General features: G+C 66.7%; 27 protein-coding genes. 23 read left to right on the top strand and 4 right to left on the bottom strand.

Going from position 1 to position 25,374, the window contains the following annotated elements:
* Positions 1–122: 122 nt before the first annotated feature.
* The 4 genes from ACVOK1_RS14845 to flgA all read right to left on the bottom strand — a co-directional run bounded on the left by ACVOK1_RS14845 (position 123) and on the right by flgA (position 2,806).
* Entirely contained in the window at positions 123–1,340 is a 1,218-nt protein-coding gene (locus ACVOK1_RS14845; protein WP_108768822.1) for an ATP-binding protein, read from the bottom strand.
* Between the two features lie 93 nt (positions 1,341–1,433).
* The gene (locus ACVOK1_RS14840; RefSeq protein ID WP_481562515.1) at positions 1,434–1,772 is read right to left on the bottom strand and encodes a flagellar protein FlgN; all 339 of its coding nucleotides are present in this window, start codon (positions 1,770–1,772) and stop codon (positions 1,434–1,436) included.
* Positions 1,769–2,074 carry a flagellar biosynthesis anti-sigma factor FlgM gene (flgM, locus tag ACVOK1_RS14835; protein WP_079221847.1) on the bottom strand — a complete coding sequence of 102 codons (306 nt, stop codon included), beginning with the start codon at positions 2,072–2,074 and terminating at the stop codon, positions 1,769–1,771. Before flgM ends, ACVOK1_RS14840 begins: the two co-directional genes overlap by 4 nt.
* Positions 2,075–2,149: 75 nt before the next feature.
* Positions 2,150–2,806, bottom strand: coding sequence for a flagellar basal body P-ring formation chaperone FlgA (gene flgA, locus ACVOK1_RS14830; RefSeq protein ID WP_481562514.1), 657 nt, complete (start codon positions 2,804–2,806; stop codon positions 2,150–2,152).
* Positions 2,807–2,973: 167 nt separating this feature from the next.
* Here flgA and ACVOK1_RS14825 point away from each other — a divergent pair, with 167 nt between their 5' ends.
* The 23 genes from ACVOK1_RS14825 (at position 2,974) to ACVOK1_RS14715 (ending at position 25,170) form a co-directional block, all read left to right on the top strand.
* Complete coding sequence (locus ACVOK1_RS14825) at positions 2,974–3,918, top strand: chemotaxis protein (protein WP_481562513.1); 945 nt, start codon at positions 2,974–2,976, stop codon at positions 3,916–3,918.
* Positions 3,919–4,119: 201 nt separating this feature from the next.
* Positions 4,120–4,515 carry a flagellar basal body rod protein FlgB gene (gene flgB / locus ACVOK1_RS14820; protein WP_108765130.1) on the top strand — a complete coding sequence of 132 codons (396 nt, stop codon included), beginning with the start codon at positions 4,120–4,122 and terminating at the stop codon, positions 4,513–4,515.
* Between the two features lie 3 nt (positions 4,516–4,518).
* Positions 4,519–4,926, top strand: a complete 408-nt coding sequence (gene flgC / locus ACVOK1_RS14815) for a flagellar basal body rod protein FlgC (protein WP_481562512.1) — start codon at positions 4,519–4,521, stop codon at positions 4,924–4,926.
* A gap of 23 nt (positions 4,927–4,949) precedes the next feature.
* The gene (locus ACVOK1_RS14810; protein WP_481562511.1) at positions 4,950–5,630 is read left to right on the top strand and encodes a flagellar hook assembly protein FlgD; all 681 of its coding nucleotides are present in this window, start codon (positions 4,950–4,952) and stop codon (positions 5,628–5,630) included.
* A gap of 32 nt (positions 5,631–5,662) precedes the next feature.
* Positions 5,663–6,886 (top strand): flagellar hook protein FlgE, encoded by a 1,224-nt coding sequence (gene flgE, locus ACVOK1_RS14805; protein WP_481562510.1) that lies wholly within the window; start codon positions 5,663–5,665, stop codon positions 6,884–6,886.
* Positions 6,887–6,918: 32 nt separating this feature from the next.
* On the top strand, positions 6,919–7,668 hold the full coding sequence (locus tag ACVOK1_RS14800; RefSeq protein WP_481562509.1) for a flagellar basal body rod protein FlgF: 750 nt from the start codon (positions 6,919–6,921) through the stop codon (positions 7,666–7,668).
* A 103-nt stretch (positions 7,669–7,771) separates the two neighbouring features.
* The gene (flgG, locus tag ACVOK1_RS14795; RefSeq protein WP_406231488.1) at positions 7,772–8,557 is read left to right on the top strand and encodes a flagellar basal-body rod protein FlgG; all 786 of its coding nucleotides are present in this window, start codon (positions 7,772–7,774) and stop codon (positions 8,555–8,557) included.
* A gap of 22 nt (positions 8,558–8,579) precedes the next feature.
* Entirely contained in the window at positions 8,580–9,272 is a 693-nt protein-coding gene (gene flgH / locus ACVOK1_RS14790) for a flagellar basal body L-ring protein FlgH (RefSeq protein WP_481562508.1), read from the top strand.
* Between the two features lie 2 nt (positions 9,273–9,274).
* Entirely contained in the window at positions 9,275–10,417 is a 1,143-nt protein-coding gene (locus ACVOK1_RS14785; protein ID WP_481562507.1) for a flagellar basal body P-ring protein FlgI, read from the top strand.
* A 1-nt stretch (position 10,418) separates the two neighbouring features.
* Entirely contained in the window at positions 10,419–11,630 is a 1,212-nt protein-coding gene (flgJ, locus tag ACVOK1_RS14780; protein ID WP_481562506.1) for a flagellar assembly peptidoglycan hydrolase FlgJ, read from the top strand.
* A gap of 8 nt (positions 11,631–11,638) precedes the next feature.
* Positions 11,639–13,519, top strand: a complete 1,881-nt coding sequence (flgK, locus tag ACVOK1_RS14775) for a flagellar hook-associated protein FlgK (RefSeq protein ID WP_481562505.1) — start codon at positions 11,639–11,641, stop codon at positions 13,517–13,519.
* Positions 13,516–14,721: a flagellar hook-associated protein FlgL gene (gene flgL / locus ACVOK1_RS14770; RefSeq protein ID WP_481562504.1), complete on the top strand. Its 1,206-nt coding sequence runs from the start codon at positions 13,516–13,518 to the stop codon at positions 14,719–14,721. The genes flgK and flgL overlap by 4 nt, the downstream gene beginning before the upstream one ends.
* A 68-nt stretch (positions 14,722–14,789) precedes the next feature.
* The gene (locus ACVOK1_RS14765) at positions 14,790–15,932 is read left to right on the top strand and encodes a flagellin (protein WP_481562503.1); all 1,143 of its coding nucleotides are present in this window, start codon (positions 14,790–14,792) and stop codon (positions 15,930–15,932) included.
* A 217-nt stretch (positions 15,933–16,149) separates the two neighbouring features.
* Positions 16,150–17,289, top strand: a complete 1,140-nt coding sequence (locus ACVOK1_RS14760; RefSeq protein ID WP_481562502.1) for a flagellin — start codon at positions 16,150–16,152, stop codon at positions 17,287–17,289.
* 165 nt (positions 17,290–17,454) lie between these two features.
* Positions 17,455–18,804, top strand: coding sequence for a flagellar filament capping protein FliD (fliD, locus tag ACVOK1_RS14755; RefSeq protein ID WP_481562501.1), 1,350 nt, complete (start codon positions 17,455–17,457; stop codon positions 18,802–18,804).
* Positions 18,805–18,927: 123 nt separating this feature from the next.
* The gene (gene fliS, locus ACVOK1_RS14750; RefSeq protein ID WP_481562500.1) at positions 18,928–19,350 is read left to right on the top strand and encodes a flagellar export chaperone FliS; all 423 of its coding nucleotides are present in this window, start codon (positions 18,928–18,930) and stop codon (positions 19,348–19,350) included.
* 10 nt (positions 19,351–19,360) lie between these two features.
* Positions 19,361–19,666 carry a flagellar protein FliT gene (gene fliT, locus ACVOK1_RS14745; protein ID WP_481562499.1) on the top strand — a complete coding sequence of 102 codons (306 nt, stop codon included), beginning with the start codon at positions 19,361–19,363 and terminating at the stop codon, positions 19,664–19,666.
* Positions 19,663–20,241, top strand: a complete 579-nt coding sequence (locus ACVOK1_RS14740) for a PilZ domain-containing protein (RefSeq protein ID WP_481562498.1) — start codon at positions 19,663–19,665, stop codon at positions 20,239–20,241. The genes fliT and ACVOK1_RS14740 overlap by 4 nt, the downstream gene beginning before the upstream one ends.
* 91 nt (positions 20,242–20,332) lie before the next feature.
* On the top strand, positions 20,333–20,965 hold the full coding sequence (locus ACVOK1_RS14735; protein WP_025879002.1) for a response regulator: 633 nt from the start codon (positions 20,333–20,335) through the stop codon (positions 20,963–20,965).
* 294 nt (positions 20,966–21,259) lie between these two features.
* Positions 21,260–22,669, top strand: coding sequence for an RNA polymerase factor sigma-54 (gene rpoN, locus ACVOK1_RS14730; RefSeq protein WP_481562497.1), 1,410 nt, complete (start codon positions 21,260–21,262; stop codon positions 22,667–22,669).
* A 14-nt stretch (positions 22,670–22,683) separates the two neighbouring features.
* Positions 22,684–23,061 (top strand): response regulator, encoded by a 378-nt coding sequence (locus ACVOK1_RS14725; protein WP_049460600.1) that lies wholly within the window; start codon positions 22,684–22,686, stop codon positions 23,059–23,061.
* Complete coding sequence (locus ACVOK1_RS14720; RefSeq protein WP_481562496.1) at positions 23,058–24,545, top strand: sigma-54 dependent transcriptional regulator; 1,488 nt, start codon at positions 23,058–23,060, stop codon at positions 24,543–24,545. The genes ACVOK1_RS14725 and ACVOK1_RS14720 overlap by 4 nt, the downstream gene beginning before the upstream one ends.
* Before the next feature lie 181 nt (positions 24,546–24,726).
* Complete coding sequence (locus ACVOK1_RS14715; protein WP_481562495.1) at positions 24,727–25,170, top strand: hypothetical protein; 444 nt, start codon at positions 24,727–24,729, stop codon at positions 25,168–25,170.
* Positions 25,171–25,374 lie beyond the last annotated feature (204 nt).

The following is a 25,374-nucleotide window of genomic DNA, read 5'->3' as shown; positions in this document are numbered from 1 at the left end:
GCGTGGGCGGGGGGGCCGCCCCGGGGGGGGCGGGCCCCCCCCCCGGCGCCCCCCCGCGGCCCCCCCCCGGGGGGGGGGCCCCGCCCGGCCCCCCCCCGGCGGAATGTCCGGCAGAAGCCAGGTCAGCGCGGCTGCTTGATCGGCAGCACCACGCGGAAGCGCGAGCCGACGCCGGGCGTGCTGTCCAAGTCGATGCGGCCGTGGTGCTTGTTGATGATGCTGTAGGAGATCGACAGGCCCAGACCGGTGCCGCTGCCCACCGGTTTGGTGGTGAAGAACGGATCGAAGATGCGCTGGCGCAGTTCCGGCGAAATACCACCACCGGTGTCCTCGAATTCCACCCACACCGTGTCGCCGTCCACCCCGGTGCGCACGGTGATGGTGCCGCGCTCGGCGATGGCATGGCCGGCGTTGAGCAGCAGGTTCATGTAGACCTGGTTCAGTTCCGAAGGCAGGCACTCCACCAGCGGCAGCTGGCCGAACTCGCGGTGCAGGGTCACCTTGTACTTGAGCTCGTTCCAGATGATGTTGATGGTCGATTCCAGGCCGGAATGCAGGTCCACCAGCTTCCACGACTCGTCGCGGCCGGAATACGAGAAGTCCTTCAGGTCGCGCACGATGCGGGTCACCCGCTCGATGCCCTCACGCGATTCGGCCATCAGCTGCGGCAGGTCGCGGCTGATGAAATCGATGTCCAGGCGGTCACGGATATCGTCGATTTCCGGGATCAGCGCCTTCGGATCCGGCGCGCGCAGGGCCCGCTCGTACGCTTCGATGACGGTGAACAGGCTGCGCAGGTATTCCTGCAGGCTGCCCAGGTTGGAGTGCACGTAGCCGATCGGGTTGTTGATCTCGTGCGCCACGCCGGCGGCGAGCTGGCCGATGGAGGCCATCTTTTCCGACTGCAGCAGCTTTTCCTGGGTGCCGTTGAGGCGCAGGTAGGCCTGGCGCAGTTCGGCGTGGCGCTGCTGCAGCTCGCGCTCGTAGTCTTCCTGCCCCTCGATGGGGCGGAACAGGGCCAGGTAGTGGCCGCTGCCCGGTTGGCCGTGGTGGTACAGGTGGGCGATGACCACGCCCTCGCCGACCGGCAGGCTGCCGTTCCACTGCCCGTGCAGTCGGGCCTGCTCCAGTGCGTCCGGCGGCAACAGCTCACGCAGGCGCTGCGGCGCAGGGCCGGTCGTCTCGTTGCTGCCCAGCAGGTTCTGTGCGGCCGGATTGGCCAGGGCGACCTGCCCGTCTTCGGTGAACAGCAGCATGCCTTCGCGCACGCGCTCCAGCAGGGCCTGCAGCACCGGCTGCGGCGGAAGGGGGGCGGTAACCAGGGCGTTGGCGGCGGACACGGCGACTCGGGGGCTTGCGAACAGGCGCCCAATATACGCGCTGCCGCGCCATCGCAGCAGCCCACCGGCTGCTGCCGGCGGCCGGTGGGTCGATCAGGCGACGGCCAGCGGCCGGCGTGCGTTGATCGTGTGGGCCTGGCCCTTGGCGTCGTACGACGAGGATGCCTCGGTGCGTCCGAGCTGGCGCAGCGCCCAGTCCACCTCGCGGCGGCGGCGCGACAGCAGCACGCCGTTGGCGCGGTTGCGCTCGGCCAGCGCCTGCAGCTGCTCGCCCTCGCCCACCGGCGGGGTGGAATCCAGGGCGCGCAGTGCTTCCAGCTTGGCGCCGGTCGCGCGGATCAGCGCGTGCACATCGTGCTCGACCAGGGCCTGATGCTCGACATCCAGGGCCTGGGCAAGTCGCTGAAGATGTTCACTCATCGCCGCGGTCATCCCTGCAGCTGCTGGTCCAGTTCGAGCATGCGCGATGCGATCGCGTCCGGATTGATCTTGTAGCTGCCGTTCTGCAGCGACTCGCGCACGGCGGCGACACGCTGGGTGTCGATGGCCGGGGCGGTGCTCAGCTCACGCTCGAGCGCCTGCAGGTTGGTGGCCTCGCCGGTCAGGCGCAGGCTGTCCGCAGCCTCCACCGGGCGCGCCGGCGCATCGCCGCTGACGCCGGGCTTGGTGGCCGGGGTCGTCACGCTGCGCAGTGCCTGGGGGACCTGCAGGTTGCCGTCGATTTTCTGGCTCATGGGGTGTCCTGGAGTTGCCGTTCACAAGGGATAACGGCCGCTGGGCCGTGATCTTTAGGGAAATCTCTTACTTTTTCAACGCGCCACGATTACGTCACCATGGGCGTCCACGGTCCCCTGCACGATGCGGCGGGAGGACAGGTTCTCTACCGAAACACGGTCGTTCTCGCCCGCATCGCCCATCGCCCGGCCGGCAATGCGCACCTCGACCGAACCACGCCGCGACACCAGAGCCACGTTGTCTCCTCGCTTGATGAGACGTTCGGTGACCAGGTCGTTGGCCGACAGCAGGCTTCCGGCCTGCAGGGGCCGACGGGCAATGCGACCGACCGCCGCGGCGGGATCGGACAGCACGGCACCGGCGATCCGTGCGGCGTCACGCTGGACAGTGCTGATATCGGCCGCGGCCAGGGTTTCTCCAGTGGCAATGCCACGGGTGAGCACCAGCACGGCCTGGTTGTGGCGCACCTTCACCGGCACGAACAGGCGCCAACCGCCTGGATCGGGGCAGCTGACCTCCACCGTGGTGTTGGCGGTGGGCTGCACCTGCAGGGCCGACCCGCAGCGCGGCAGGCGCATTGCATCGGCCACCACGGCCTCGCCCTCGGCGCCGGCTGGCAGGGTCGACAGCGCCGCTGTACGGATGCTGGCGACCGGCTGCCAGCCGGTGGCGGCCGCCCATGGCGAGACAAACGCCAGGGCGATGGCCAATAGAGATGTGATCCGGCGCATGGCGCCTCCTGTTCGGTAAGACCTGGCCGGGTGCGTGCAAGTGGCGTGCCAGAGGCTCTTGTAAAGTCGAGCCGTGCTCGACTGCTTTGGACATGAATGCCAGTCGAGCATGGCTCGACTCTACAAAAGCGCTCAAGTTCGGCCGCCCCCACGCCGATACAGCAGCCATGTCCCATGACCTGCTCAACCGGATCGACCAGCGGACCCGACTGGCCGGCCACAATCGCCTGGCGCTGCTGCTGTTCCGTCTCGGCGGACGTCAGCTTTTTGGCGTCAACGTCTTCAAGGTGCAGGAAGTCCTGCGCCGCCCGGAGCTGTTCCAGGTGCCCGGCCTGCCCGGCCAGTTCGCCGGCGTGGCCGACGTGCGGGGCCGCTCGGTGCCGGTGCTGGACCTGGGCCTGGCCATCGGCCACCCCGAGCGTGAGCCGGACGCGGACACTGCCCCCGGCTACCTGGTGGTGACCGAGTTCAACCGCTCCATCCAGGGCTTCCTGGTGAGCGGGGTCGAGCGCATCGTCAACATCGCGGTGGAGGACATCCACCCGCCGCCGGAGCTGGGCGCCGAATCGAGCTACCTGACCGCGGTGACCCGCTTCCAGGGCGACCTGATCCAGGTGATCGACGTGGAAAGCGTGCTGGCCGACATCGCCCAGATCCGTGGCGAGGCGGTGCTGGACCCGACCATGGCCATGCCCGCCGACGCCCCGCAGCTGCAGGTGCTGGTGGTGGACGACTCGCGCGTGGCCCGCCAGCAGATCCGCAGCGTGCTGGACCAGCTGGGGGTGGGCGCCACCCTGCTGTCCGATGGCAAGCAGGCGCTGGACCACCTGCTGCAGATCCACGCCTCGGGCGAAAACCCGGCCGACCGCTACGCCATGGTGATCTCGGACATCGAGATGCCCGCCATGGACGGATACACGCTGACGACGGAAATCCGGCGCCACGCCGGCCTGTCCGGGCTGTATGTGCTGCTGCACACCTCCCTGTCCGGCGTATTCAACAATGCGATGGTGGAACGCGTGGGCGCCAACGCCTTCGTGGCCAAGTACTCGCCGCACGAGCTGGCCGACTTCGTGCTGGACCGCCTGCGCAAGGTGGCGATGGCGGCGTAAGGCCGCCTGATCCGGCCATGGCGGGCTGACGCCGCCAGCTCCCGTAGTTGGGGGGGCGGGGGCGCGGGGGGGGGGGGGGGGGGGGGGGGGGGGCGGGGCCTCCTCCCCCGGCGGCGCCCCCCCCCCCCCCCCCCCACTACCCTCCTCTGCTTTGGCACACCCCTTGCAGCTTCCCGGGCATCGTTCCCGTGGGAGTGCACCGTGCGCAACCTGATTACCGACTACCTGGGCGTGCATGCCCAGGCCATGCCGTTGCGCGAACAGCGGATGAAGCTGATCGCCAGCAACCTCGGCAATGCCGACACTCCCGGCTACAAGGCCCAGGACCTGGACTTCGACGCCGCCCTGCGCAATGCCCAGGGGCTGGACGCCAACGGCCTGATGACCACCACGAACGAGCAGCACTACGAGATCAGTAGTGGCCTGAACCCGTTCCAGGTGGCCCGCGAGGGCGTGCAGCCCAGCCTGGACGGCAACACCGTCGACCCCGATGCCGAGCGTGCCGCCTATGGCCGCGCCGCGCTGGAATACCGTGCCTCGCTCAGCTTCGTCGAGAGCAAGGTCCGTTCCATGCTCACCGCGATCACGGGGCAGTAAGCCATGAGCAACCTGCCGATCTTCGATATCGCCGGCTCCGCACTGCAGGCGCAGTCGGTGCGCATGAGCACCATCGCCTCCAACCTTTCCAACGCCGACAGCATCGCCGGCTCGGCCGACGCGGTCTACAAGCCGCTGGAGCCGATCTTCCAGGCCGTGACCAGCAAGACCGATCCGAACGTCACCTCGGTGCAGGTCAAGGAAATCACCCAGAGCGATGCGGCGCCGATCAAGCGCTACGAGCCCGGCCATCCGCTGGCCGATGCCGATGGCTACATCTACCAGCCCGACGTCGATCCGGTGGCGCAGATGGTCAACCTGATCTCGACCTCGCGCAATTACCAGGCGGGCGTGGAGATGTTGACCACCGCCAAGGAACTGGCCGTGGCCACCCTGACCATGGGCCGCTGAGGCGCGCCCGCTAGGAGTACAGCATGACCACCGTCACCACCCAGACCAGCCAGGACGTCTACGCCGCACTCGGCTTGACCGCGCCCAACAGCAACGCAAGCACGCGCAAGAGCACCCTCGACCAGGCGGATTTCCTGCGCCTGATGACCGAGCAGCTGCAGCACCAGGATCCGCTGAAGCCGATGGACAACACGCAGATGGTCGCGCAGATGGCGCAGATGTCCACCGTGCAGGGCATCACCGATCTGAACACCACCGTGCAGGGTTTCCAGCAGTCGATGGCCAGTGACCAGGTGCTGCGTGGTGCGGCACTGGTCGGCCATGAAGTGCTGGTGCCCTCCACCAAGATGGTGCTGGGCGACGAAGGCGGCGCCAGCGGCGTGGTTGCCGCGCCGGGCGCCGGCATCGTCAACGTGACCGTGAAGGACGCCAACGGCGCCACCGTCACCCAGCTGAGCGTTGAAGCCAGCGCCGCCGGCGAAACCGCGTTCGAGTGGGACGGCAAGGATGCAAGCGGCAATCGCGTTGCCGCAGGCGACTACACGATCACCGCAACGCACACCGATACCGCCGGCGCGGAAACCACCCTGTCCACCTATGTGCAGGCGCCGGTTGAGAGCGTGACCGTGGGTTCGGACGGCCTCTACCTGAACCTCAAGGGCCTGGGCACGGCCCCGATCGACTACGTGCTCCGCGTCAGCTGAGCCGCACACCCCGAATCCACCAGGAGCATCCCATGGGCTTCAACATCTCGCTGTCCGGCATCAACGCCGCCAATACCGACCTGAGCGTCACCGCCAACAACGTCGCCAACGTCAACACCACCGGCTTCAAGGAATCGCGCGCCGAATTCGCGGACCTGTTCTCGGCCACCAGCTACGGCCTGGCCAAGACTCAGATCGGTTCCGGTGCGCGCGTTTCCAACGTGGCGCAGCAGTTCCTGCAGGGCAACAACGAGCAGACCGGCCGCAGCCTGGACATGGCCATTTCCGGTGAGGGCTTCTTCACCATGAACATGAACGGCGAGCGTGTGTATTCGCGCGCCGGCAACTTCCAGACCGATTCGTCCGGCTACGTGGTCAACCCGCAGGGTGCACGCCTGCAGGTGTTCGCGCCCAACGCCGATGGCACCAGCTTCGACGCCGGCCGCCTGGTCGACCTGCAGCTGCTGACCACCGACAGCCCGCCGAAGCAGACCAGCGAAGTGAAGGTGGGCTTCACCCTGCCTGCCAACGCCAAGGACCCGACGGTCACCGAATTCGATCCGACCGATTCCAACAGCTACAACCAGTCCAGCGGCGGCATCACCGTCTATGACTCGCTGGGCGTCAGCCACACCCAGGTGTCCTACTTCGTCAAGACCGCCAACCCGAACGAATGGGAAGTCCGCAACTACGTCGACGGCCAGCCGGCCGGTGACCCGACCCTGCTGTCGTTCAACAACTCCGGCGCGCTGACCTCGCCGGCCAACGGCAAGATCAGCCTCGGCACGTTCACCCCGACCACGGGCGCCGGCACGCTGAACATGACCCTGGATGTGTCCGGCTCGACGCAGTACGGCGAGAAGTTCGCCCTGCGCAACACCCAGCAGGACGGCTGGGCGGCCGGCAAGCTCAACGAGATCACCGTCTCCGAGAGCGGCGTGGTCTACGCGCGCTATTCCAATGGCGATGACAAGCCGCTGGGCCAGGTGGCACTGAGCAGCTTCAACAACACCCAGGGCCTGGAACAGAAGGGCAACAACCTGTGGGTGGAGACGTTTGATTCGGGCACGCCGCGTACCGCTGCACCGGACAGCTCCAGCCTCGGCAAGATCCAGTCCGGCGCACTGGAATCGTCCACCGTCGACCTGACCCAGCAGCTGGTGAACATGATCACCGCGCAGCGCAACTTCCAGGCCAACGCGCAGATGATCACCACGCAGGACCAGATCACCCAGACCGTCATCAACATCCGTTGATGACCTGCTGACCCTGTCACGGAACGCCCCCCATGGATAAAGCCCTTTACGTTGCGATGACCGGCGCCCGCGCTTCCCTGCAGGCGCAGGGAACGCTCAGCCATAACCTCGCCAACTCGGACACCCCCGGCTTCAAGGAAGCGCTGGCCAACACCGAAGCCTTCCCGATCCGTGGCCAGGGCTTTGCCTCGCGGGTCGATGCGCTGCACGTCGACGCCGGCTTCAACCGCACCGCCGGCGCGCAGCACATCACCGGCAAGCCGCTGGACCTGTCGCTGCAGACCGGCACCTGGCTGGCCGTGCAGGCCACCGACGGCAGTGAGGCCTACACCCGTGGCGCCGCGCTGTCGGTCACGCCGAACGGCCAGCTGGTGACGTCCAGCGGCCGTCCGGTGCTGGACGACAACAACAACCCGATCGCCGTGCCGCCGTACCAGGCGATGGAAGTCGGCAACGACGGCACGATCTCGATCATCCCGCAGGGCGAAGGCCCGCAGACGATGGCGATGATCGGCCGCATCAAGATCGTGCAGGCCGCCGACGATCGCCTCGAGCGTCGCCTCGACGGCCTGTTCGCCAACACCGATCCGCAGCAGCCGTTCGCCCAGGCACAGGGCCCGACGGTGCACAGCGGCCAGCTGGAAGGCAGCAACGTCGATGCCGCCGGTGCACTGGTGCAGATGATCCAGCTGCAGCGCCAGTACGAAATGCAGGTGCAGGTGATCAAGCACGGCGACGAGAACGCGCGCAGTGCCAACAGTCTGCTGCGACTGGGCGGCTGACGGAATTCCGGCACCGGCAGGCGCCATTGCTGGCACGCCGCTTGCACTGCTTTACACAAGGGCCGCACCGCGCGGCCGGCTTCACCCAGACAGGACTTCGAAGATGAACCAGGCACTGTGGATCGCGAAAACCGGACTGGATGCGCAGCAGATGCGCATGTCGGTGGTTTCCAACAACCTCGCCAACACCAACACCACCGGCTTCAAGCAGGACCGCGCCAGTTTCGAGGACCTGTTGTACCAGCAGGTGCGCCAGCCCGGCGGTTCGTCCTCGGCGCAGACCCAGCTGCCGACCGGCCTGCAGATCGGTACCGGCGTGCGCGTGGTGGCCACCGCCAAGAACTTCGAACAGGGCAGCCAGCAGCAGACCGGCCGCGCACTGGACGTGATGGTCAACGGCCGCGGCTTCTTCGAAGTGCAGATGGCCGATGGCAGCTCCGCCTACACCCGTGATGGCTCGTTCAAGATCAACCAGGACGGCGAGCTGGTCACCAACAGCGGTTACCCGGTGCAGCCGGGCATCCAGATTCCGGAAGGCGCGCAGTCGCTGACCATCGGCAGCGACGGCACCATCAGCGTGAAGATGGCTGACAACGCCGCCTCGGTCGAAGTCGGTGCGTTGACGCTGACCGACTTCGTCAACCCGGCGGGCCTGCAGGCACGCGGCGAAAACCTGTTCCTGGAAACCACCGCATCGGGCCCCGCCCAGAACGGCAACCCCGGCCTGAACGGTCTGGGCTCGGTGGTCCAGGGTGCGCTGGAAGGCAGCAACGTCAACGTGGTGGAAGAGCTGGTCTCGATGATCGAAACCCAGCGCGCCTACGAAATGAACGCCAAGGCCATTTCGACGACCGACTCGATGCTCGGCTACCTGAACCAGAACGTCTGACCGTCGCAAACGGATGATCGCCATGTCGCCCCTCTCCAAAATTGCCCGCATCGCCCTGCCCTGCGCCGTGGCCGCCCTGCTTGGCGGCTGCGTGATCGCCGGCGACGTGCGGCCGTATCCGGCCATGGCGCCGATCCAGCCGATCATGCCGCCGCAGGCTGCACCGACCGCCGGTGCGATCTACGCCGCCGGCTCCACGCTGCAGCTGTACTCGGACCGTCGCGCCCGCGATGTCGGCGACCTGCTGACCATCACCCTGCTGGAAAACACCACCGCCACGACCAGCGCGAACACCGCCACCGCCAAGGAATCGGACCTGAGCATCGGCACGCCGTCGATCTTCGGCGCACCGGTCACCTTGGGCGGCAAGGACATCCTCAGCGCGACCGCCAATGGCAAGCGTGACTTCACCGGCAAGGGCAACAGCGCGCAGAGCAACCGCCTGCAGGGCAGCGTGACGGTGACCGTGGTGCAGCGCCTGCCCAACGGCAACCTGGTGGTGCAGGGACAGAAGAACCTGCGTCTGAACCAGGGCGATGAGCTGGTGCAGGTGCAGGGCATCGTGCGCCCGGCCGACATCGCGCAGGACAACAGCATTCCCTCCAGCCGCGTGGCCGAAGCCCGCATCGTCTACGGCGGCCGCGGCCCGGTCGCGCAGTCCAACGCGATGGGCTGGCTGAGCCGCTTCTTCAACTCCGCGCTGGCGCCGTTCTGAGCATGGCCATGAACTCTCTCTTCTCTCCCGCCTGGCAGCGTCGCATCGCCGCATGCGTCGGCGTGCTTGTCCTGGCAGTCGCCGTGGCGGCCCCGGCCAGCGCCGAGCGCATCAAGGATCTGGCACAGGTCGGCGGCGTGCGTGGCAATGCCTTGGTGGGCTACGGCCTGGTGGTCGGCCTGGATGGCAGCGGTGACCGCACCAGCCAGGCGCCCTTCACCGTGCAGAGCCTGAAGAACCTGCTGGGCGAGCTGGGCGTGAACGTGCCGGCCAACGTCAATCCGCAGCTGAAGAACGTGGCCGCCGTGGCGATCCACGCCGAGCTGCCGGCGTTCGCCAAGCCGGGCCAGCCGATCGACATCACCGTGTCCTCCATCGGCAACGCGGTGTCGCTGCGCGGCGGCTCGCTGCTGATGGCCCCGCTGCGCGGCGCCGACGGGCAGATCTACGCGATCGCCCAGGGCAACCTGATCGTCGGTGGCTTCGGCGCACAGGGCAAGGATGGGTCGCGCGTCTCGGTGAACGTGCCCAGCGTCGGCCGCATTCCCAACGGCGCGACCGTTGAACGTGCCCTGCCCGATCCGCTGGCCAACGGCGGCGACATCACCCTGAACCTGCATAACGGCGACTTCACCACCGTCTCGCGCATGGTGGCCGCACTCAACAATGCGTTCGGCGAAGGCGCTGCACGTGCCGTCGATGGCGTGACCGTGGCCGTGGCCGCACCGACCGATCCCGGCGCACGCATCGGCCTGCTGGCCCGCATCGAGAACCTGGAACTGACCCCCGGCAGCGCACCGGCCAAGGTGGTGGTGAACTCGCGTACCGGCACCGTGGTCATCGGCCAGCAGGTGCGTGTCGGCCCGGCCGCCATCTCGCACGGCTCGCTGACGGTCACCATCCAGGAGAACGCCAACGTCAGCCAGCCCAACGCCTTCGGCGGCGGGCAGACCGTGGTCACCCCGCAGTCGACCGTCACCGCCACCAACGATGGCAGCCGCATGTTCAAGTTCAACGGCGGCACCACGCTGGATGAAATCGTGCATGCCGTGAACGCCGTGGGCGCTGCCCCGGGCGACCTGATCGCGATCCTGGAAGCACTGAAGCAGGCCGGCGCGCTGAGTGCCGAGCTCGAGGTGATCTGACATGCGCATCAATCCCGCCTTTGACCTCAATCCTGTACAGCAGAACGACCCGGCCAAGATCGACAAGGTCGCTCGCCAGCTGGAAGGCCAGTTCGCACAGATGCTGGTCAAGAGCATGCGTGATGCCAGCTTTGGTGATTCGCTGTTCCCTGGTGAAAACAAGATGTTCCGGGAGATGTACGACCAGAAGATCGCCGAGGCGATGACCCGCGGCAAGGGCCTGGGCCTGTCGTCGATGATCAGCCGCCAGCTGTCCGGCCAGCAGGCCGATGGCCCGGCGCTGGACACCCGCGTGGACCCGGCCAAGGCCAGCCGCGCGTACCAGTTGAATGCACCGGCCACGACAGCCCCGTCGATGTCGCTGGACGATGCCAGCCAGGCCGTGCGCATGCTGCAGCAGATGGCCGCCGGCAACCAGGACGGCGCACAGGCTGCGGTCAACCCGGCACTGGCCCCGATGGAACAGGCGCTGGACCTGATCGCCGGCCGCGACAGCAGCAGCATGCACCGTTCGCTGGGCACCCACGACCCGTACGCCAGCAGCATCGACGGCGACGACTGGGCCGCCAGCAACGACCAGTGGGCGGCCACCGCCAGCAACCGCGGCAGCGTCGGCACCCAGGCCGATGCGCTGGCAACGCGCACCGCCGTGGCCCGGCTGGGCGCCAACACCCCCGAGGGCTTCGTGGCCAGCATATGGGAACACGCGCAGAGCGCGGCCAAGGAACTGGGCGTGGACGCCCGCGCCCTGGTCGCCCAGGCCGCGCTGGAAACCGGCTGGGGCAAGCGCCAGATCAAGCACGCCGACGGCAGCACCTCGCACAACCTGTTCGGCATCAAGGCCACCGGCTGGAAGGGCCAGAGCGCAGTTGCCGGTACCCACGAGTATGTCGATGGCGTGCGCCGTAACGAAACCGCCAGCTTCCGCGCCTACAGCACCCCGGCCGAGAGCTTTGCCGACTACGTGCGCCTGCTGAAGAGCAGCCCGCGCTACCAGCAGGCCCTGCAGGCGGGCACCGACGTGCAGGGCTTCGCCCGCGGCCTGCAGCGCGCCGGCTACGCCACCGATCCGCGCTACGCGGCCAAGATCGCCGCGATCGCCGGCGGCCCGACCATCGAGCGCGCCGTGGCCGCCGTGGCCGATGCCTGCACGCGCCTTGGCCAGACCTTCGCCAGCACCGCGACTGCGGCGCTGGGTATCACCCGTCGTTGAGGAACCCCATGTCCAGCGTCCTTTCCACCGGTACCAGTGCCCTGCTCGCCTTCCAGCGTGCGTTGGCGACCACCAGCCATAACGTCGCCAACATCAACACGGCCGGCTACAGCCGGCAGAAGGTCGACTTCGCCACCGCCGATCCGCAGAACTACGGCTACGGTGACGTCGGCAACGGTACCCGCATCGTCGACATCCGCCGCACGGCCGACCAGCTGGCGATCTCGCGGCTGCTCGACAGCAGCGGCGAACTCGCGCGTCTGAAGCAGCTGTCGACCATGGCCGACCGCGTCGATGCGCTGTTCTCCGATTCGGCCACGAATGTCGCCGGTGTCTGGTCCAACTTCTTCGATTCGGTCAGTGGCCTGTCTTCCAATGCGTCCGGCAGCGCCGACCGCCAGAACGTGCTGGACAGCGCCAACACCCTGGCCAACCGCTTCCAGCAGCTGAACACCAGCCTCAACACGCTCAACGGCGAGGTCAACAACGGCCTGACCGCCGCGGCGACCGAGATCAACCGCCTGGCTGCCGAGATCGCCCAGCTCAACGGCGCCATCGGCGGCAATGCCACCACCGCAGCACCGGACCTGCTGGACCGCCGTGACCAGCTGATCGCTAACCTGGTGGGCTACACCGGCGGCACCGCCGTGGCCCAGGACGGCGGCACCCTGAACGTCTACACCGCCGGCGGCCAGGCCCTGGTGGTCGGCACCACGGCATCGAAGGTGACCACCGTCACCGACCCGTACCAGCCCGAGCGCCTGCAGCTGGCGCTGGAAAGCCAGGGTGTGAAGATCACTCTCGACCCGAAGTCGCTGGGCGGCCAGGTCGGCGGCATGCTCGAATTCCGCGAAACCGTGCTGACCCCGGCCCAGGCCGAGCTCGGCAAGCTGGCGATCGGCCTGGCCAGCACGTTCAACGAGTCGCACCGCAACGGCGTGGACCTGTACGGCAACATGGGTGGCGACCTGTTCAACATCGGCAGCCCGCGCGTCACCAACAACACCAGCAACACCGGCACCGCATCGATCACCGCCAGCTACGGCGACCTGTCCGCCCTGGATGCGCAGAACATCGTGCTGAAGTACAACGGCAGCCAGTGGCAGGCCGTGCGCTCGGACACCGGCGCCAGCGTGGCGATGACCGGCACCGGTAGCGCAGGTGATCCGCTGGTGGTGAACGGCGTGGAGCTGGTGGTCAGCGGCACCCCGGCCACCAACGATCGCTTCCTGCTGCAGCCCACCGCGGGCGTGGCCGGCAGCATCAGCGTGGCCATCACCGATACCTCGCGCCTGGCGGCTGCGGCACCGGTGAAGGGCAGCGCCGCGCTGACCAATACCGGCACCGGCAAGCTGACCGACGTCAAGGTGACCGACGCCAGCAATGCCGACCTGCGCAACGCAGCCTCGATCGTGTTCACTTCGGGCACCGAGTACACCATCGACGGCGACGGCCCGTTCACCTACACCCCCGGGCAGACGATTTCGGCCAACGGCTGGAGCTTCGTGCTGGACGGCGCGCCGAAGGCCGGCGACGTCTTCAAGATCGATCCGACCCCGGTCGGCTCGTCCGACAACAGCAACGCCCTGGCGATGGCCAAGGTCGAGGACGCCAAGGCGTTCAACGCCGGCACCATCAGCCTCAGTGGCGCCCTGGGCGGCTTGACCACCCAGGTCGGTGCCGCCGCGCGTGCCGCCGAGTACTCGCTCGATGCACAGCAGGTGATCACCGACCAGGCGCAGTCGGCACGTGATTCGATCTCTGGCGTGAACCTGGATGAGGAAGCGGCCGACATGCTGCGCCTGCAACAGGCCTACCAGGCGGCATCGCAGCTGATTTCCACCGCCGACAACATGTTCCAGACCATCCTCGGAGCCGTATCGCGATGAACAACCGTGTCTCTACCGGGATGATGTTCAACCAGTCCGTCTCTCTGATGCTCTCGCGCCAATCGAAGCTGCACCACATGGAGCAGCAGATTGCCACCGGAAGCCGTCTGGTCAGCGCGAAGGACGATCCTGTCGCAGCAGGCAGTGCCGTGGGCCTGGACCGCGCCGTGGCCGCACTTGCGCAGTTCGAGCTGAATGGCAACGCCGTACAGAATCGTCTTGGCCTGCAGGAAAACGCCCTGCAGCAGGCTGGCGAGCTGATGGCGCGGGTCAACGAACTGACCTTGCAGGCCAGCAACGGCACGCTGTCTGCAGATGACAGGAAGACCATCGCTGCTGAAATTGACAGCATCCACGACAGTCTGCTGGCGCTGGCCAACACCCAGGACGGCAATGGCCGCTACCTGTTCGCCGGCACCGTGGATGACTCGACCGCCTTCACCCTCAGCGGCGGAAAGGTCACCTACAACGGCGACCAGACCCAGCGCAGCGTGGAGATCGCGCCGGACACCTTCGTGAAGGATGCGCAGAACGGCGCAGAAGTGTTCATGCGCATACCCACCGGCGATGGCACCCTGAATGGCAGCGCTGCCACGGGCAACGCAGGCAACGGCGTGCTGTCCAACTTTGGCCGCGACACCGCAAGCGGTGACTGGAACGGCAGCAGCTACAGCGTGGTGTTCGGCGCAGACAACACCTTCACGGTGACTGATGCCCAGGGAGCCATCGTGTCCACCGGCACCCGCGCAGAAGGCGAAGACATCACGTTCGCAGGCGTGCGGATGCGCATCGATGGCACGCCGGTTGCAGGTGACTCATTCAGTATCGGCGCCTCCAGCACCCGCGACATCTTCACCACGCTGAAAGGGCTCTCTTCGGCACTGACAGCCGATACCGGAAGCGGCAACGGCCAGACCGTGCAGAACAACGCACTCCAGGCTGCCATCCGCGATGTAGCGCGCGCATCGGAAAACATGATCGATGCGCGTGCCAATGGCGGCTCGCAGCTCAGCGCGATCGACGCCGCCACCAATGTCCGTGATGCCAATGAAGTGACCCTCAAGTCCACCCTTTCCTCGCTTCGCGACGTCGATTACGCCGAGGTCATCAGCCAATACAAGATCGAGAGTGCAGCACTGCAGGCGGCGCAGACCGTCTTCAGCCAGATCCAGTCAATGTCCTTGTTCAACATCATCCGCTGAACCTGCGCCACGCGGCGCATTCCCCCGAAACACCAATCAAACGCAGCACCAAACCGGAGTAGATAGAAATGGCACAAGTCATCAACACCAACGTGATGTCGCTCAATGCCCAGCGCAACCTGACGACCAGCGGCAACAGCCTGGCCACCAGTATCCAGCGCCTGTCGTCGGGCCTGCGCATCAACAGCGCAAAGGACGATGCCGCCGGCTTGGCGATCTCCGAGCGATTCACCACCCAGATCCGCGGCCTGGACGTGGCCGTGCGCAACGCAAACGATGGCATTTCGCTGGCGCAGACCGCCGAAGGCGCGCTGTCGGAAATCGGCAACAACCTGCAGCGCATCCGTGAACTTGCCGTGCAGGCCTCCAACGGCACCAACAGCCAGACCGACCGCGAAGCTCTGGACAAGGAAGTGGCGCAGCTGAAGTCGGAAATCCAGCGCGTTGCCGAGCAGACCAACTTCAACGGAACCAAGCTGCTGGATGGTTCGTTCGCAGGCGTCGCCTTCCAGGTGGGTGCCAACGCCGGTGAAACCATCTCCATCAGCAGCATTGCCAATGCGCAGCTGGCCACCCTGGGCGGCGAGACCACCCGCTTCAGCGCCAACGTGCTGGCGAGCAGCATCACCGACTTGGACGCTGTGCCGGCAGGTGGCCTGACCATCAACGGCGTCGACGTGGGTGCCATCGACGCAGCGGCCAACTCGCAGGAGCGGTCCAGCCAGGTCGTGGAAGCCATCAACCGCGTGTCGTCGCAGACCAAGGTCGGCGCCTCGTACAACGCAACCACCGGCGAAATCACCCTGACCGGCAGCGCCAACTTCACCATCGCCGGTACCGCGACCGCCGACGCAGTGGGCGTCGCCGGCGTGACCCCCACCGACACTACCACCACGGGCCTGGGCGCCCTGAACGTGAACAGCTTCGCTTCGGCACAGATGGCCATCGATCAGATCGACAACGCGCTGAAGGAAGTAAACACCGCCCGTGCCGACCTCGGTGCCGTGCAGAACCGGTTCACCTCCACCATCGTGAATCTGCAGACCACCTCAGAAAACATGTCCGCTGCGCGCAGCCGCATTCGTGACACCGACTACGCAAAGGAAACCGCCGAACTGACCCGCAACCAGATCCTGCAGCAGGCAGGTACGGCGATGCTGGCCCAGGCCAATACCTCCCCGCAGTCGGTGATGACGCTGCTGCAGCAGTAAACGCGGGTGCAGTGAACCCACGGAGGGGGCCCTTCTCAGGGCCCTTTTCGTTTCTGCGGGGCCGGCTGGCAGGCGGCTTTCGCAAAATTTGCGTACAGGGGCCTAAAGCGTGGATGGGCACTGCCGTTATTGATTTCAGCAGCGGCAAGGTCAGTCCCCTCTGCGAAAGGTCCGGCGACACCTTGCCGGTTCATACGCCCTAAAGGAAGAAGCCACCATGGCACAAGTCATCAACACCAATGTTATGTCGCTGAACGCCCAGCGCAACCTGTCCTCCAGCGGCAGCAGCCTGGCGACCAGCATTCAGCGCCTGTCCTCGGGCCTGCGCATCAACAGCGCCAAGGACGACGCAGCCGGCCTGGCCATCTCCGAGCGCTTCACCTCGCAGATCCGCGGCTTGGACCAGGCTGTCCGCAACGCCAACGACGGCATTTCGCTGGCGCAGACCGCTGAAGGCGCGCTGTCGGAAATCGGCAACAACCTGCAGCGTATCCGTGAGTTGGCCGTGCAGGCCTCCAACGGCACCAACAGCCAGACCGACCGTGATGCACTGGACAAGGAAGTTACGCAGCTGAAGGCTGAAATCCAGCGCGTTTCCGAACAGACCAACTTCAACGGCACCAAGCTGCTGAATGGTTCGTTCTCCGGCGTCGCCTTCCAGGTCGGTGCAAACGCAGGCGAAACCATTTCGATCTCCAGCATCGCCAACGCGCAGGTTGCCGTGCTGGGCGGCACCACCAGCCGCTTCACCGCCAATGTCGACTCCGGCGACATCACCGTCCTGACGGCCCAGGCTGCCGGCAGCCTGACCATCAATGGCACCGACGTGGGCGCTATTGATGCTGCTGCCAACGCGCAGGAGCGCGCTGGCCAGGTTGTTGAGGCGATCAACCGCGTTTCCTCGCAGACCAAGGTTTCGGCTTCGTACGACACCACCACTGGTGAAATCACCATGACCAGTGCCGCGACCTTCACCGTTGCAGGCACCGGCGATGCAGATGCCCTGGGCGTGATTGGCGCCACCGCTGGCGCTGCCAGCCAGACCGGTATTGCCGGCCTGAACGTGAGCGGCTTCGCCTCGGCGCAGATGGCCATCGACCAGATCGACAACGCCCTGAAGGAAGTGAACACCGCCCGCGCCGACCTGGGTGCCATCCAGAACCGCTTCAGCTCGGTCGTCACCAACCTGCAGACCAGCTCGGAAAACATGTCCGCTTCGCGCAGCCGTATCCGTGACACCGACTATGCCAAGGAAACCGCGGAACTGACCCGCAACCAGATCCTGCAGCAGGCCGGTACCGCAATGCTGGCCCAGGCCAACAGCTCCTCGCAGAGCGTGCTGAGCCTGCTCCAGTAACGGAACGCAAGCCAGAAGAACCACGAGGCCCGCGCAAGCGGGCCTCTTGCGTTCTGGCATGGGCCTTGCAGGCCGCTGTGCATGGGGCGGCCCTAAAGACGCTGGCCGCTCCTGCCGATAATCTCTGCGTGCGCGCATCGCGCGCTTTCCACCCAAGGACCTCCCATGGCCACCTCCTCCCTCTACTCGATCGGTTCGGGCCTCGACATCCCCACCCTGGTCTCGCAGCTTGTCGCCGCTGAACGCGCGCCTGCCGAGAACCGCATCAATGCGGCGGGCACGGCCGCCACAGCCAAGGTTTCCGCGCTGGGCAACATCAAGAGCGCCATGGACAACCTGCAGACCGCGCTGACCAACCTGACCAAGGACACGGATAGCCGCACCCGCAAGGCCACCGTCGCCGATGGTTCCGGCTTCACCGCAAGTGCAGGCACCGGCGCTTCGATCGGCAGTTACGACATCGAGGTGGTGAGCCTGGCCACCAGCCAGAAGCTCAGCTCGAGCGCATTCAGCAAAACCGAAACCGTCGGCGAAGGGTCCCTCAGCATTGCCTATGGCAGCAAGACCCTCAACATCGACGTCGCGGCAGGTCACACGCTGTCCGACATCGCCAAGTCGATCAATGCTGCTGCAGGGGGCAAGGGTGTCACTGCCTCCGTCGTGACCGCCGACGATGGACAGCACCTTGTCCTGACTGCACTGGACAGCGGCACCGCCGGCAAGCTCACGATCACGGCCGATGGCGCTGGCCGAATCGGCGAGCTCGCCTTCGATGGCCAGGGCGGCGCAGGCATGACCGAGACGATCAAGGCCGCCGACGCGGTGATCAAGGTCGATGGCCAGACCCGCACCTCCAGCTCGAACACACTGACCGACGTCATCCCCGACGTTACGCTGACATTGAGCGCCGTGACTACCGGCGGCGCCAAAACGCTGACAGTCAAGGAAGACAACACCGTACTGAAGACCGACCTGCAGGCGCTGGTCACCACCTACAACAGCGTCCAGTCGATCCTCAAGTCGTCCAGCGCATTCAACGTAACTGCAGGAACCAGCTCGGCGCTGACCGGGGACTCGATGGTGCGCGGCGCACAGACCCAGCTGCGCAACCTGGTCAGCACAAACGTGGCCGACCTCAAGACCTTGGGCGTCGCCATCGCAACCGACGGCACGCTGACCTTCGACAGCGCCGCATTTGATACGGGCATTGCCAAGGACCCGACGGCCGCAACGCGTGTGTTCGGCGCTGACGGCAGCATCGCCGATCCGATGAAGAGCATGCTCGACGCCAACCTCAACAGCACCAACGGCATGATCACCCAGCGCACCACCACGCTGAACAAGGAGATCAAACGCCTGGAGGCCGAACTGGACAACCTGGACTTGCGCATGGAGAAGGTGTCCGACAACTACACCAAGCAGTTCACTGCCATGGATACGCTGGTCGCGCAGCTGCAGAAGACCAGTGACTACCTGACCCAGCAGCTTTCCAACAACAGCAGTTCGAGCAAGTAAGCGTCGGCCAGGCCTCAAGCCCGGCCGCATGCGTGCCGATAACGTATCAAGTCCGCCAGCCTTCCCCGCGCCCCGCAACAGATCGTTGCCGAAGCGCGGACGGCTACAAAGGAGAAACGCACAGTGTACGGCTCCAGTCGCCAGCACGCAGATCAGTACCGCAAAGTCGGCGTCACGTCGGCAGTCTCGGATGCAGACCCCCACAAGCTGGTCGCCCTGCTCCTGGCTGGCGCCTGCGAGCGCCTGCGCCTGGCCCAGGCCTGCATCGAGCGCGGCGATACGACCCGGAAGGGTCTCGCCATCGGCCAAGTCTGCGCCATCATCGGCCATCTCAATGGTTCGCTCGACCACAACGCGGGTGGTGACATCGCCGGCAACCTGTCATCACTCTACGACTACGTCCTGCACCGGTTGACCGAAGCCAACCTCAACAGCGACGCAGTTGCACTTCAGGACGCACTGCAGGTCATGACCGAAATAGAAGCTGCGTGGCTTGCAATTCCGTCGGCGACCCGCAATGCACCGCAACCGCTCGCCGAGGCTTGACATGGGTTACATGAACGCAGCCCAGACCGTCGAGAACCTTCGCGCATCGCTTGAAGAACTTCGCGATGCTGCTCGCAGCAATGCCTATGAGAAGGCGGAGACCCTGGTCACTTCCTACGACCAAAGTGTGCGCCAGCTCTTCGAGCCGCCGGTCGGCACCCTGTCGCGCCTGGAGCTGGAGCGCCTGCTGGCCTTGCAGCACGCTGTCATGGATGAGATCACCCAGTTGCGCGACAACGCTGCACAGCATCTGCGCGCCGGCCGCACCTCCCTTCGCGCCGCCCATGCGTACCTGAAGGCAGAATCGCTGGCATGACCCTGCTGCCGACCACGTCGCTGCACCACCCGGCCGAGAGCGAGCTGTTCGACGAAACGCTCAGCTGCGAGCTGGCCCTGCCGGCCGAGTTCCAGGCCGGCAGCGCGGCCGGTCGCACCAGCAGCGCCGAAGGTCTGCTGCGCAGCCTGGCGCTGGTGGAAGACAGCCGCGTGGACGAGCACGATGAACGCAGCGAAGCCACGCTGCAGATCCAGCGATTGGAAGCCAAGCTGGACCTGACCCTGGTGCTGCTGGGCCGCTTGGTGCGCCAGCAGGGTCAGGATCTGCCCCTCCGCCCGGTGCGCTGGTCGCGCCGTGGCATCCGCCTGCAGCTGGGCCCCCGCAGCGGCGCCCTGCCCGGCCAGGCCGGCGTGGTGCGCCTGCAGCCCAGCGAGTGGTTGCCGGACAACATCGACCTGCCCGTGGACGTCATCGCCGAAGCGGCCGATGGCAGCGGCGGCCACTTCCTGTGGCTGCGCTTCAACCGCCTTGGCGATGGCCTGGAAATGGCCATGGAACGTCACTTGTTCCGTTTGCATCGGCGTCAGGTTGCCGAAGCGCGACGCACGCGCTGAAACCTGCCACCCGGAAGCGGGACGGACGGCTCTTGGCGTGCCCGTTCAGCTAAGTTAAGGTGGACTCCCCTTACGGACCTGCAGCGTGCCTGTGCGAGTTCTCATCGTCGACGATCACACCCTGGTTCGCGCTGGCCTGGCGCGGCTGCTGCAGGGGTTTGCCGACGTGCAGCTGGTGGCCGAGGCCAGCAACGCCGAACAGGCGCTGCAGATGGCCCTGCAGCACGCACCGGACGTGGTCCTGATGGATCTTTCGCTGCCCGGCCGTACCGGCCTGGAAGCGCTGAGCGACATCCGCCTGCGCGCGCCCGGTACGCGCATCGTGATGATGACCATGCATGACGATGCCGCCCATGTCCGTGATGCACTGGACCGTGGCGCCGTGGGTTTCGTGGTGAAGGATGCCGCCCCGCAGGAGCTGGAACTGGCGCTGCGCGCCGCGCATGCCGGCCAGGTGTTCCTCAGCCCGCAGATCTCGGCCAAGATGCTGGCGCCCATGCTGGGCCGCGAGAAGCCCACCGGCATTGCCGCTCTTTCACCCCGGCAGCGGGAAATCCTGCGCCGGATCGGCAAGGGTGAGAGCAACAAGGAAATCGCCGCCGATCTCGGCATCAGCGTGAAGACGGTGGAGACCCACCGCGCCCGCATGATGGAATCCTTGGGCTGCCGCCGCGCCAATGATCTGCTGCTGCTGGCGGCCCGCCACCAGCACGAGCTGGAATGACCTGATCTGGTCGAACGGCGCACATCCGCGCCCGAGCTGACGACGACTTTCCGTCACCCTGACACGAACTGTCGGGTTTCCGTACACCAGCACCCCGAACGACTGCCCGGCGCCCACGGAAAATCAACAACTTGCCACGGGGCATCGTCAACTTCCCGCGCCGCTGTAGGGAATACCCCTACACCCTGTCGGGAACATCACCAGTGCATTCAGGAACCCCCCGATTCCGCCTGCCCGGGATCAAAAGCAAGATGTGTTCCACAAGGCGTCGGGGAGCGGCGCCGGGGAACTGAAATGAAGGCTGCACTTTCGACCCAGCTGGGCCAGACGCTTCACCTCACGCCGCAGTTGCTGCAGTCCATCCGACTGCTGCAGCTGGACGGGCTGCACTTGGAACAGGAAATCCAGCGCCTGCTGGACTCCAACCCGCTGCTGGAAATCGAGGACGCCGAAGCACCGGCGGCCGACGCCACCGACGCCAGCGGCACCACCCTGGAAACGGCCGCCTTCGATGAGCTGCCCGAGTCCTCGATGTGGGACGTGGCCGGCAGCAGCTGGCAGGACGGCGACGACGACCGCATGGCACGCATCGCCGCCGGCGAATCCACAGACCCGCAGCTGCGCGTGCTGCAGCGCCTGGCGCTGGATCTGGACGAGCGCGAGCTGGCCGTGGCCGCCTTCTGGCTGGAACACTGCGACGAAGCCGGCTACCTGCAGGCCCCACTGGACCAGCTGCAGCTGCTGGCCAGCGCCCAGTTCGACATCGACGGCGCCGGCGTGGAAGCCATCCGCCAGCAGCTGCTGCACGGTGAACCGGCCGGCATGGCCGCACAGGACCTGCGCGAAGGCCTGCTGGCCCAGCTCTACAGCCTGCACGGCGTGGTGCCGGCCCGGCACCTGGCCGCGCGCGTCCTGGAAGGCGCGCTGGACGCCCTGGCCGCACATGACTACCCCGCGCTGGCCCGCCAGCACGATGCCGAAGTGGATGACGTGCGCGAGGCCGTGCGCCTGATCCTGTCGCTGCAGCCGCGCCCGGGCGACAGCCTGCTGCCCGAGCGCAATGCCGTCGTGGTGCCGGACGTGGTCGCCTGGCACGCCGACGAGCAGTGGAAGGTGGCGCTGAATCCGGCCACCAGCCGCCGCGTCTCGATCAACAGCCAGTACGAGCAGGCCCTGGCCGAAACCAGCGACGCCGCCCCGGCACTGCGCGAGATGCTGCAGGAAGCGCGCTGGTTCAGCCGCGGCCTGTCCATGCGCTACGACACCCTGCTGCGCACCGCGCGGGTGATCGTCGAGCGCCAGGCCGCGTTCCTGGTGCGTGGCGAGGAAGCCATGGCGCCGCTCACCCTGAAGGAAGTGGCCGAAGAGATCGGCATGCACGAATCCACGGTGTCGCGCATCACCACCGGCAAGTTCCTGCAGACCCCGCGCGGCACCTTCGAACTGAAGCACTTCTTCGCGGTGCGCCTGGAGGGTGCCAGCGTGTCCGGCCAGGCCGTCAAGGCCATGGTCCGCCGCCTGATCGACGCCGAACCGGCCGGTCGCCCGCTGGCCGACGAGGCCATTGCGGGACTTCTGTCACGCCAAGGGGTGAACATTGCCCGCCGAACCGTCGCAAAATACCGCGAACAACTGGATATCGCCCCGGCCCGTGAACGGCGCCGGCTCAGCGCCAGGCAACCACAGCTGGCCCGAGTGGGCTGAAAAGGATGTTGGACATGAACAAGCTCACAGTCCTGCTGGTCGACGACCATGAGGGTTTCATCAACGCGGCGATGCGCCACTTCCGCAAGATCGACTGGCTGCAGATCGTCGGCAGCGCCGGCAACGGTCTGGAAGCCATCGAGCGTTCCGAGTCGCTGCGCCCGCAGGTGGTGCTGATGGACCTGGCGATGCCGGAAATGGGCGGCCTGCAGGCCACCCGCCTGATCAAGTCGCAGGATGATGCCCCGTACATCGTGATCGCCAGCCACTTCGACGACGTCGAGCACCGCGAACACGCGCTGCGCGCCGGCGCCGACAATTTTGTCAGCAAGTTGTCGTACATCCAGGAAGTCATGCCGATCCTGGAAGGCCTCAGGGAGGATCGATCGTGAGTGAATCGCGCATCCTTGTACTGGACAACGACGCCGTGCGTGCCGAGCGCACCGTTGCCCTGCTGGAATTCATGGATTTCAACCCGCGCTGGGTGTCCGACGCGGCCGATTTCGACCTGGGCCGCCAGCGCCAGAACGACTGGATGGCCGTGATCGTCGGCAGCCTGGACGACAGCGCCGCCAGCACCGCGCTGTACGCCTGGCTGGGCGGCAGCAGCCTGCCGCCGCCGGTACTGCTGGCCGACGGTGAAGCTGCAGCGTTTGCCCAGCAGCACGGCCTGCACGAAGCCAACATCTGGCCGCTGGAAGCCCCGCTGCGCCACACCCAGATGGAAGCGCTGCTGCGCCGCGCCAGCCTCAAGCGCCTGGATGCCGAGCACCAGGCCGGCGCCGCACAGGACCAGGGCCCGACCGGCAACGGCCCGGCGGTGACCGGACTGCGCACGATGATCGAGCAGGTGGCCGCCTTCGACACCACCGTACTGGTGCTGGGCGAATCGGGCACCGGCAAGGAAGTGGTCTCGCGTTCGATCCACCAGCGCTCGCCGCGCCGTGATGGCCCGTTCGTTGCGATCAACTGCGGCGCCATCCCCGCCGACCTGCTGGAAAGCGAGCTGTTCGGCCACGAAAAGGGCGCCTTCACCGGTGCATTGACCGCGCGCAAGGGCCGTTTCGAAATGGCCGAGGGCGGCACCCTGCTGCTGGATGAAATCGGCGACATGAGCCTGCCGATGCAGGTGAAGCTGCTGCGCGTGCTGCAGGAGCGCAGCTTCGAGCGCGTCGGTGGCAACCAGACCATCCGCTGCAACGTGCGCGTGGTCGCAGCGACCCACCGCGACCTGGAAACCCGCATCGCCGAAGGCAAGTTCCGCGAGGATCTGTTCTATCGCCTCAACGTCTTCCCGATCGAAGTGCCGGCCCTGCGCGAACGTCGTGAAGACCTGCCGGCCCTGGTCGAAACCATCGCCATGCAGCTCGGCCGCACTGGCCGTGGCGAAGTACGCTTCACCCCGGAAGCCCTGCAGGCCCTGGCCAGCTACGAGTGGCCCGGCAACGTGCGCGAGCTGACCAACCTGGTCGAGCGCCTGGCCGTGCTGCACCCGGGTGGTTCGGTGCGCGTGCAGGACCTGCCGGCCCGCTACCGGGGCGACGCCGCACTGGCCGTGGTGGCACCGCCCGCCTCGGCGCCGGTGGCCGCCAGCGAGGAACGCCTGGACCTGCGCAGCTTTTCCTTCCACACCCCGGGCAGCGGCAGCCAGGCCGCACCGGAGAACGCGGGCGCCCAGGCGGCCCTGCCCAATGACGGCCTGGACCTGCGCAACCACATGGCCACGATCGAACTGGGCCTGATCAACGAGGCCCTGGAACGCACCCAGGGCGTGGTCGCCCATGCCGCCCAGCTGCTCGGCCTGCGCCGCACCACGTTGGTGGAGAAGCTGCGCAAGTACGGCATCGAGCGCGAGCAGGCCGAGCTGGCCAGCTGAGCCGCCGAAACCGGGGTCAGATCCCTCCCGCAGGGAGGGCTCTGACCCCACGCGATCCCAAAGGGGTCGGAGCCCTTTCCGCTGGAAAGGGATCCGACCCCTTTGCATTTGCACGTAGTCCTACAGACAGCGGCACACGCCACTGCGGAGCATGACCGGACCATCCCAAGGAGGTTCCGCCATGCACCGCCTGCCCCTGATTGCCGCCCTGCTCTGCCCCGTCCTGGCCAGCGCCGCCGACTGCAGCCTGCCCACGACACTCGACCAGCGGCAGTTCATTAACCTCAGCGACCCGCTGTATGCGCCCGACAATCCCAATACCGGGCGCATGGTGCAGGTCAGCTTCGGCGCCAGCGGCTATACGCTCGACATCCTCGGCACCGACCTGCAGCTGCACGGCATCTACCGCTACACGCGCCTGGCACCGCACATCGCGGAAATCGAGATGTCCGAAGCCCACCCCGCCGGCGCCGCCCGCTACACCCTGCTGCTGACCTGCCTGACCGACCACCAGGGCCGCTTCATCTATACCCAGCACGACGGCCCGCTGGCACCCCGGCAGCGCCAGAATTCCGGCCGCTGGACCCTGCAGCCATTGGCCGGAAAACCGACGCCGGTTAAATGACGCCCCCACTGGGGTCAGAGCCAGTGCCGACCAACGGTCGGCACCCACCATCAGTAGCAACACCATCAGCAGCAGCTACCAACAGATCGCGGAAAACTGTCGAAGGCGGGGTGGGTCCGGTTGAGGGGGTGTGAGCGGCATGGATGCCGCGACCAAGCCCCCATGGACGGGTTTACGGCGTCCCCCTCAACCGGACCCCCCCCG

It is taken from the genome of Stenotrophomonas sp. STEN087, from assembly GCF_056759115.1.
Note: the sequence above shows the minus strand (reverse complement) of the source record. Positions and strands in the feature narration are given on the sequence as shown.

Excerpts from the sequence above, each read along its gene's own strand:
- rpoN (WP_481562497.1), top strand. The coding sequence starts at position 21,260 with ATGAAGGCTGCACTTTCGACCCAGCTGGGCCAGACGCTTCACCTCACG.
- ACVOK1_RS14740 (WP_481562498.1), top strand. The coding sequence starts at position 19,663 with ATGACCCTGCTGCCGACCACGTCGCTGCACCACCCGGCCGAGAGCGAG.
- flgG (WP_406231488.1), top strand. The coding sequence starts at position 7,772 with ATGAACCAGGCACTGTGGATCGCGAAAACCGGACTGGATGCGCAGCAG.
- ACVOK1_RS14725 (WP_049460600.1), top strand. The coding sequence starts at position 22,684 with ATGAACAAGCTCACAGTCCTGCTGGTCGACGACCATGAGGGTTTCATC.
- ACVOK1_RS14800 (WP_481562509.1), top strand. The coding sequence starts at position 6,919 with ATGGATAAAGCCCTTTACGTTGCGATGACCGGCGCCCGCGCTTCCCTG.
- ACVOK1_RS14765 (WP_481562503.1), top strand. The coding sequence starts at position 14,790 with ATGGCACAAGTCATCAACACCAACGTGATGTCGCTCAATGCCCAGCGC.
- ACVOK1_RS14825 (WP_481562513.1), top strand. The coding sequence starts at position 2,974 with ATGTCCCATGACCTGCTCAACCGGATCGACCAGCGGACCCGACTGGCC.
- ACVOK1_RS14840 (WP_481562515.1), bottom strand. The coding sequence starts at position 1,772 with ATGACCGCGGCGATGAGTGAACATCTTCAGCGACTTGCCCAGGCCCTG.
- flgC (WP_481562512.1), top strand. The coding sequence starts at position 4,519 with ATGAGCAACCTGCCGATCTTCGATATCGCCGGCTCCGCACTGCAGGCG.
- flgJ (WP_481562506.1), top strand. The coding sequence starts at position 10,419 with ATGCGCATCAATCCCGCCTTTGACCTCAATCCTGTACAGCAGAACGAC.
- flgH (WP_481562508.1), top strand. The coding sequence starts at position 8,580 with ATGTCGCCCCTCTCCAAAATTGCCCGCATCGCCCTGCCCTGCGCCGTG.
- flgE (WP_481562510.1), top strand. The coding sequence starts at position 5,663 with ATGGGCTTCAACATCTCGCTGTCCGGCATCAACGCCGCCAATACCGAC.
- ACVOK1_RS14760 (WP_481562502.1), top strand. The coding sequence starts at position 16,150 with ATGGCACAAGTCATCAACACCAATGTTATGTCGCTGAACGCCCAGCGC.
- flgL (WP_481562504.1), top strand. The coding sequence starts at position 13,516 with ATGAACAACCGTGTCTCTACCGGGATGATGTTCAACCAGTCCGTCTCT.
- ACVOK1_RS14810 (WP_481562511.1), top strand. The coding sequence starts at position 4,950 with ATGACCACCGTCACCACCCAGACCAGCCAGGACGTCTACGCCGCACTC.
- fliT (WP_481562499.1), top strand. The coding sequence starts at position 19,361 with ATGAACGCAGCCCAGACCGTCGAGAACCTTCGCGCATCGCTTGAAGAA.
- flgA (WP_481562514.1), bottom strand. The coding sequence starts at position 2,806 with ATGCGCCGGATCACATCTCTATTGGCCATCGCCCTGGCGTTTGTCTCG.
- ACVOK1_RS14785 (WP_481562507.1), top strand. The coding sequence starts at position 9,275 with ATGGCCATGAACTCTCTCTTCTCTCCCGCCTGGCAGCGTCGCATCGCC.
- flgM (WP_079221847.1), bottom strand. The coding sequence starts at position 2,074 with ATGAGCCAGAAAATCGACGGCAACCTGCAGGTCCCCCAGGCACTGCGC.
- ACVOK1_RS14715 (WP_481562495.1), top strand. The coding sequence starts at position 24,727 with ATGCACCGCCTGCCCCTGATTGCCGCCCTGCTCTGCCCCGTCCTGGCC.
- flgK (WP_481562505.1), top strand. The coding sequence starts at position 11,639 with ATGTCCAGCGTCCTTTCCACCGGTACCAGTGCCCTGCTCGCCTTCCAG.
- fliD (WP_481562501.1), top strand. The coding sequence starts at position 17,455 with ATGGCCACCTCCTCCCTCTACTCGATCGGTTCGGGCCTCGACATCCCC.